The following is a 6,597-nucleotide window of genomic DNA, read 5'->3' as shown; positions in this document are numbered from 1 at the left end:
TCCTGACACTGAAAGGCCGCGAACGGCGCACCCGATAAAGCCCTAAGCTAAGATCGAAAAATTATTTATCTAATGTTTTTTAGAACAATAAGCTCACCTTAATCCATTAAGAGTCGAGCACGCCATGCCTCAGTTTTCGCTCCATCGCCTTTTCATCGCAGGCCTTGCCACACTGGGCCTCTGCACCACCCTGAGCACACAAGCCCAGGAAACCGTACGCATCGGCTACCAGAAATCCTCGACCCTGATCACCTTGCTGAAAACCCAGGGCACCCTGGAAAAAGCCCTCAAGGCCGACGGCATCGACGTCACCTGGCACGAGTTCCCCAGTGGCCTGCCGCTGCTGGAAGCACTCAACGTCGGTAACGTGGATATCAGCGCTGACATGGCCGACACCGTACCGATCTTCGCCCAGGCCGCCCAGGCCAAGCTCACCTACTTCGCCCAGGAAGCGCCCTCGCCCCAAGCCCAGGCGATCGTGGTGCGCAAGGACTCGCCGATCCAGCAACTGGCGGATTTGAAAGGCAAGAAAATCGCCGTGACCAAGGCCGCCGGCACTCACTATTTATTGATCGCTGCCTTGAACAAGGCGGGGCTGGCCTTCTCCGATATCGAGCCGGCGTACCTGACGCCCGCCGATGGCCGCGCTGCGTTTGAAAACAACAAGGTTGATGCCTGGGTCACGTGGGAACCGTTCCTCACCAGCGTGCAGCGCCAACTGCCCACCCGCACCCTTGCGGACGGTACCGGGCTGGCCAGTTACAAGCGCTATTACCTGACGGGCACGCCCTATGCCCAGGCGCATCCCGAAGTGCTGAAGCTGGTGTACGAGCAGTTGCACCAGGCTGGCGAGTGGGTGAAGAGCCACCCGCGTGATGCCGCGAAAGTGCTGGGGCCATTGTGGGGCAACCTGGATGTGGAGACTGTCGAGGCCGCCAATGCTCATCGCAGCTATGAGGTGCAACCGGTGACGCTGGATCAGTTGGGGGAACAGCAGAAAATTGCGGATGCGTTCTTCAAGGCGGGGTTGTTGCCCAAGGCGGTGGATGCGCAGGATGTGCAGGTGTGGAAACCCTGAGGCAGTCAACTGTGGGAGCCGGGCTTGTCCGCGATGCAGACAACCCGGTACTCCAGTCATACCGCGGTGATGCCATCGCAGCCTCGCCAAGGCTCGACAGCTCCCACAGGTGATGTTCAGGGCCTGGACTATCGGCGGTGTCAGCTTTTACGCGTCGCGTCATCCAGCGCAAGGATGGTGTGAGCATTGGTCACCGTGGTCGCCAGGGTATTGATCACTCCCGAACGCAACGCCCCCAGCGTTGCCGCCGCCTTGGTGTTTTCACTGGCAATCGCCACCACATCCGGAATCCGAAACAGCTCCTGCACCGTCAACCCGATCACCCGCCCCTGAATCGCGTTGACCGCCGGCTGGCCATGAATGTCGATGAAGTCATAACCCATCATGTCCCCCACCGTGCCGGACAACCGCGCCTGGGCGATTTCCTGGGGCGAAAACCACCCCATGCGCACCATGTTGCTGTTTTCACTCATGTCACCGATGCCGATCAACGCCATGTCCGCACGGCGGGCACGGTCAAGCGTGGAACGCACCGTATCGTTGCTGATCAACACCCCGCGCAGTTCCGGGTTGGCCACCAGCGCCGGGGCGTACAGGCTTTCACTCTCGCCACCAAACCGCAGGGCCAGGCGCCGGCAAATATGGTCGGGGTTCATGTATTCACCCGCCTTGAGCGAACCGCCAATGGCGCACACAAACGTGCAGTTGCGGGTCACCGGCAAAAATACGTTATCGGCCACCGCACCGACATTACGCCCCATGCCGACCGCGACGATCATGCCGTCGCTGAGGGTTTTGTTCAGGTAGTTGGCCACCAGGCTCGCCACCGCCGAGCGCTGGGTGTCCGGGTCGCTGTGGTCGACCGCAATCAAGGCGCGGTCCAGCTGGAAGCGCTCCACCAGCGCCTGTTCCAGCTCGTTGTTCATCGCCGGGTGCTGCAACACCCGCACCTCGACAATCCCTTCATCCCGTGCGCGTTTGAGCAGGCGGCTGACTTTTGCCCGGGACAGGTCGAAGCGCTTGGCGATGGCTTCCTGAGTGACGTTCTCAAGGTAATAGAGCATTGCCACTTCGGTCATCAGGTCGATGTCGCTGGCGATGCGCTGGGTACTGTCACTCATGGGCACGGGCTTCCGTTTCGGTGTCAAAGGCGCATTCTCCCGACTCTTGCCCCGTTCCGTCCACTACTGATGCCCGTCACGCTCGATCGCGTTGATGCGGTCGACCTTGGCCCCGGAACGCGCGGCTTCGAACTCCGACTCCAGGAACGACTTGACGACGCTCTTGGCCAGTTCCGCGCCGATCACCCGTGCACCGATGGACAGGATCTGCGCATCGTTGCTCTTGCGTGCCCGCTCCGCCGAATAGGTGTCATGGGCCTGGGCCGCACGAATCCCCAGGACTTTGTTGGCCGAGATGGCCATGCCGATGCCAGTGCCGCACACCAGCACGCCCAAGCGTTGCTCGCCGGCATTGATCGCCGTGGCCACCGCCAGGGCAATGTCCGGGTACAGCACCGGCGCCGTGGAATGGGTGCCGAAGTCCGTCACCGGGTAACCCAGCGCCTCGATATGGCGCTTCAACAGTTCTTTGAGCTCATAACCCGCTTCATCGCATCCGATAGCCACCGGGAAAGGTGTGTTCATGGCGTTTGGCTCCGCTGCCGTTTTGGGTGCTGGAGAGTGATCATATGATCACTCAGTGAAATTTAGCTCAGTCATTTCTCGGATATTCCAGTCGCCCTGTCAAGCAGGATTTAGCTGACCTCCCAGTCAAAGCCCTCTAAACCGGCGTACTTTGCGCAAATCCATCCATTTACAACTTTTCAGTGAAAGAGATTGACTGATCAGAATTTCATTTGATACACATATGCTCACAGCGAAACATGACTGTGCGACCTAATAAGAATTCACAGCACGAGGACACGCCGATGGCCACGCCATTACTGCTCCAGGCTGAACACGTCGCCAAGGCTTACGCCGGGATTCCTGCCCTGCGTGAGGGGCGCCTCTCTCTGCGGGCCGGCAGCGTCCACGCCCTGTGCGGCGGCAATGGCGCAGGCAAATCGACTTTCCTGAGCATCCTGATGGGCATCACCCAGCGTGACGCCGGGACCATCCTGCTCAACGGCTCCCCCGTCCAGTTCAACCGCCCCAGCGAAGCACTCGCGGCGGGGATCGCGATGATCACCCAGGAGCTGGAACCCATCCCCTACATGACCGTCGCCGAAAACATCTGGCTGGGCCGCGAACCGCGCCGCGCCGGCTGCATCGTCGACAGCAAGGAGCTCAACCGGCGCACTCGCGAACTGCTGGAAGGCCTGGAGTTCGACGTCGACGCCACCAGCCCCATGCATCGCCTGAGCGTGGCGCAGATCCAGCTGGTGGAGATCGCCAAGGCATTCAGCCACGACTGCCAGGTGATGATCATGGACGAGCCCACCTCGGCCATCGGCGAGCGCGAGGCCGAAACCCTGTTCAAGGCCATCCGCCGCCTCACCGCCCGTGGTGCCGGCATCATCTATGTGTCGCACCGCCTCAGTGAACTGGCGCAGATTGCCGACGACTACAGCATCTTTCGCGACGGCGCCTTCGTTGAGACCGGGCGCATGGCCGATATCGACCGCGCCCACCTGGTGCGCGGCATCGTCGGCCAGGAACTGACCCGCATCGACCACAAGGTCGGCCGCGAATGCGCCGCCGAATGCTGCCTGGACGTCGACAGCCTGAGCCGCGCCGGCGAGTTCCAGGACATCAGCCTGCAACTGCGCCAGGGCGAGATTCTCGGCATCTACGGGCTGATGGGCTCGGGCCGCAGCGAATTCCTCAACTGCATCTACGGCCTCACCACGCCGGACTCCGGCAGCGTGACCCTGCAAGGCAAACCGATGCCCATCGGCCTGCCCAAGGCAACGATCCAGGCCGGCATGTCGCTGGTCACCGAAGACCGCAAGGACAGCGGCCTGGTGCTCAGCGGCAGCATCCTCTCGAACATCGCATTGTCGGCGTACAAGCAGCTGTCGAGCTGGTCGCTGATCAATGCCCGCAAGGAAAACCAACTGGCCCAGGACATGGTCAAGCGCCTGCAGATCAAGACCACCTCCCTGGACCTGCCGGTGGAATCCATGAGCGGCGGTAACCAGCAAAAAGTGGTGCTCGCCAAATGCCTGTCGACCCAGCCGATCTGCCTGCTGTGCGATGAGCCGACCCGGGGCATCGATGAAGGCGCCAAGCAGGAGATCTATCACCTGCTGGACCAGTTCGTACGCGCCGGCGGCGCGGCGATTGTGGTGTCGTCCGAAGCCCCTGAATTGCTGCACCTGAGTGACCGTATTGCCGTGTTCAAAGGCGGAAGGCTGGTGACCATCAGCAGCGATACCGCCCTTTCCCAGGAAGCCTTGTTGAGTCTTGCCTCATGAATGCCAAATCACTTTCTACACCTGCAGCCGCCCCCGTCACGACCGCACCCCGCAGTCGCCTGCGCCTGTCCCTCGACCGCTTCGGCCTGCCGCTGGTGTTCATCCTCCTGTGCCTGGTGATGGCCTTCGCCAGCGAATACTTCATGACCTGGCGCAACTGGATGGACATCCTGCGCCAGACCTCGATCAACGGGATCCTCGCCGTAGGCATGACCTACGTGATCCTCACCAAGGGCATCGACCTGTCGGTGGGCTCGATCCTGGCCTTTGCCGGGCTGTGCAGCGCCATGGTCGCGACCCAGGGCTATGGCGTGCTCGCGGCAGTCAGCGCCGGTATGTTCGCCGGGGCGATGCTCGGGGTGGTGAACGGCTTTATGGTTGCCAACCTGTCGATCCCGCCCTTTGTCGCGACCTTGGGCATGTTGAGCATTGCCCGGGGCATGACCTTCATCTTGAACGACGGCAGCCCGATCACTGACCTGCCCGACGCCTACCTGGCGCTGGGTATCGGCAAGATCGGCCCGATCGGTGTGCCCATCGTGATCTTCGCCGTGGTCGCGCTGATCTTCTGGATGGTGCTGCGCTACACCACCTACGGCCGTTATGTGTATGCGGTGGGCGGCAACGAGAAGAGCGCGCGCACCTCCGGGATCGGCGTGCGCAAGGTGATGTTTTCGGTGTACGTGGTCTCGGGCTTGCTCGCCGGGCTGGCCGGTGTGGTGCTGTCGGCGCGCACCACCTCTGCCCTGCCCCAGGCTGGCACCTCGTATGAGCTGGATGCGATTGCCGCCGTGGTAATCGGCGGCACCAGCCTGTCGGGCGGTACCGGCACGATTGTCGGCACGCTGTTTGGCGCATTGCTGATCGGCGTGATCAACAACGGCCTGAACCTGCTCGGCGTGTCCTCCTATTACCAGCAGGTCGCCAAGGGCCTGATCATCGTGTTCGCAGTACTGATTGACGTGTGGCGCAAGAAGAAACGCTAGTTCTGAAAACTACCACTACAACAATAACGGAGTTCTCTCATGAAACCTGGTACGACTTTGGCCGCCGTCGCGGCACTCTCCCTGCTCGCCAGCAGTATCACCCTGGCCGCCGATGGCAAGACCTACAAGATCGGCGCCGCCGTGTACGGGCTCAAGGGCCAGTTCATGCAGAACTGGGTGCGCGAGCTGAAGGAACACCCCGCAGTCAAGGACGGCACCGTGCAGCTGACCGTGTTCGACGGCAACTATGACGCACTGACCCAGAACAACCAGATTGAAAACATGGTGACCCAGCACTACGACGCGATCCTGTTTGTGCCGATCGACACCAAGGCCGGCGTCGGCACCGTGAAGGCCGCCATGAGCAACGACGTGGTGGTGATCGCCTCCAACACCAAGGTGGCGGACGCCAACGTGCCTTATGTTGGCAACGATGACGTGGAAGGCGGTCGCCTGCAGGCCCAGGCCATGGTCGACAAACTCAAGGGCCGCGGCAACGTAGTGATCATCCAGGGCCCGATTGGCCAGTCGGCGCAGATCGACCGCGAAAAGGGCGAGATGGAAGTACTGGGCAAGCACCCGGACATCAAGATCATCGAGAAGAAAACCGCCAACTGGGACCGCGCCCAGGCCCTGGCCCTGACCGAAGACTGGCTGAACGCACACCCCAAGGGCATCAACGGGGTGATCGCGCAAAACGATGACATGGCCCTCGGTGCGGTGCAGGCGTTGAAGTCTCACGGGCTGACGTCCAAGGATGTGCCGGTGACGTCCATCGACGGCATGCCGGATGCGATCCAGGCGGCGAAGAAGGATGAAGTGACCACTTTCCTGCAGGATGCCCAGGCCCAGTCTCAAGGCGCGCTGGATGTGGCGCTGCGGGCGCTGGCCGGCAAGGATTACAAGCCGCAGTCGGTGATCTGGGAACGTTATGGCAAGGACGTGAAATGGGGTGACGGCACCGCCAGGAACTACATCCTGCCGTGGGTGCCGGTGACCAATGCGAATGCGGATGCGCTGTACCAGCAGGTGAGCGGTACGAAGTAAGTTTTGACTTGAAACCCGGTCAAGTGTGGGAGCGGGCTTGCTCGCGAAAGCGGTGGATCATTCAACAG

At 61.5% G+C, this 6,597-nt stretch carries 6 protein-coding genes; 4 read left to right on the top strand and 2 right to left on the bottom strand.

Going from position 1 to position 6,597, the window contains the following annotated elements:
* The first annotated feature begins 124 nt into the window (after positions 1–124).
* Entirely contained in the window at positions 125–1,078 is a 954-nt protein-coding gene (locus JV201_RS12100) for an aliphatic sulfonate ABC transporter substrate-binding protein (protein ID WP_219406967.1), read from the top strand.
* Between the two features lie 140 nt (positions 1,079–1,218).
* Here the strand turns inward: JV201_RS12100 and JV201_RS12095 are convergent, their stop codons facing one another.
* Positions 1,219–2,199 (bottom strand): sugar-binding transcriptional regulator, encoded by a 981-nt coding sequence (locus tag JV201_RS12095; RefSeq protein WP_003215718.1) that lies wholly within the window; start codon positions 2,197–2,199, stop codon positions 1,219–1,221.
* A gap of 63 nt (positions 2,200–2,262) precedes the next feature.
* Complete coding sequence (rpiB, locus tag JV201_RS12090; RefSeq protein WP_102368794.1) at positions 2,263–2,724, bottom strand: ribose 5-phosphate isomerase B; 462 nt, start codon at positions 2,722–2,724, stop codon at positions 2,263–2,265.
* A gap of 284 nt (positions 2,725–3,008) precedes the next feature.
* On the opposite strand from rpiB, the gene JV201_RS12085 reads away from it, so the two are divergent.
* Genes JV201_RS12085 through JV201_RS12075 form a run of 3 tightly spaced genes read left to right on the top strand, consistent with a single transcriptional unit; the run spans position 3,009 to position 6,529 of the window.
* Positions 3,009–4,496, top strand: coding sequence for a sugar ABC transporter ATP-binding protein (locus tag JV201_RS12085; RefSeq protein WP_003215714.1), 1,488 nt, complete (start codon positions 3,009–3,011; stop codon positions 4,494–4,496).
* Positions 4,493–5,482 carry an ABC transporter permease gene (locus JV201_RS12080; RefSeq protein ID WP_003215711.1) on the top strand — a complete coding sequence of 330 codons (990 nt, stop codon included), beginning with the start codon at positions 4,493–4,495 and terminating at the stop codon, positions 5,480–5,482. Before JV201_RS12085 ends, JV201_RS12080 begins: the two co-directional genes overlap by 4 nt.
* Positions 5,483–5,521: 39 nt before the next feature.
* Positions 5,522–6,529, top strand: a complete 1,008-nt coding sequence (locus JV201_RS12075; protein ID WP_219406966.1) for a substrate-binding domain-containing protein — start codon at positions 5,522–5,524, stop codon at positions 6,527–6,529.
* The last annotated feature ends 68 nt before the right edge of the window (positions 6,530–6,597 follow it).

It is taken from the genome of Pseudomonas sp. Colony2 (assembly GCF_019382755.1).
Lineage (GTDB): Bacteria > Pseudomonadota > Gammaproteobacteria > Pseudomonadales > Pseudomonadaceae > Aquipseudomonas.
The sequence above is the reverse complement of the archived record's forward strand: the minus strand, read 5'-3'. Positions and strand labels throughout refer to the sequence as shown.

Excerpts from the sequence above, each read along its gene's own strand:
- JV201_RS12100 (WP_219406967.1), top strand. The coding sequence starts at position 125 with ATGCCTCAGTTTTCGCTCCATCGCCTTTTCATCGCAGGCCTTGCCACA.
- JV201_RS12095 (WP_003215718.1), bottom strand. The coding sequence starts at position 2,199 with ATGAGTGACAGTACCCAGCGCATCGCCAGCGACATCGACCTGATGACC.
- rpiB (WP_102368794.1), bottom strand. The coding sequence starts at position 2,724 with ATGAACACACCTTTCCCGGTGGCTATCGGATGCGATGAAGCGGGTTAT.
- JV201_RS12085 (WP_003215714.1), top strand. The coding sequence starts at position 3,009 with ATGGCCACGCCATTACTGCTCCAGGCTGAACACGTCGCCAAGGCTTAC.
- JV201_RS12080 (WP_003215711.1), top strand. The coding sequence starts at position 4,493 with ATGAATGCCAAATCACTTTCTACACCTGCAGCCGCCCCCGTCACGACC.
- JV201_RS12075 (WP_219406966.1), top strand. The coding sequence starts at position 5,522 with ATGAAACCTGGTACGACTTTGGCCGCCGTCGCGGCACTCTCCCTGCTC.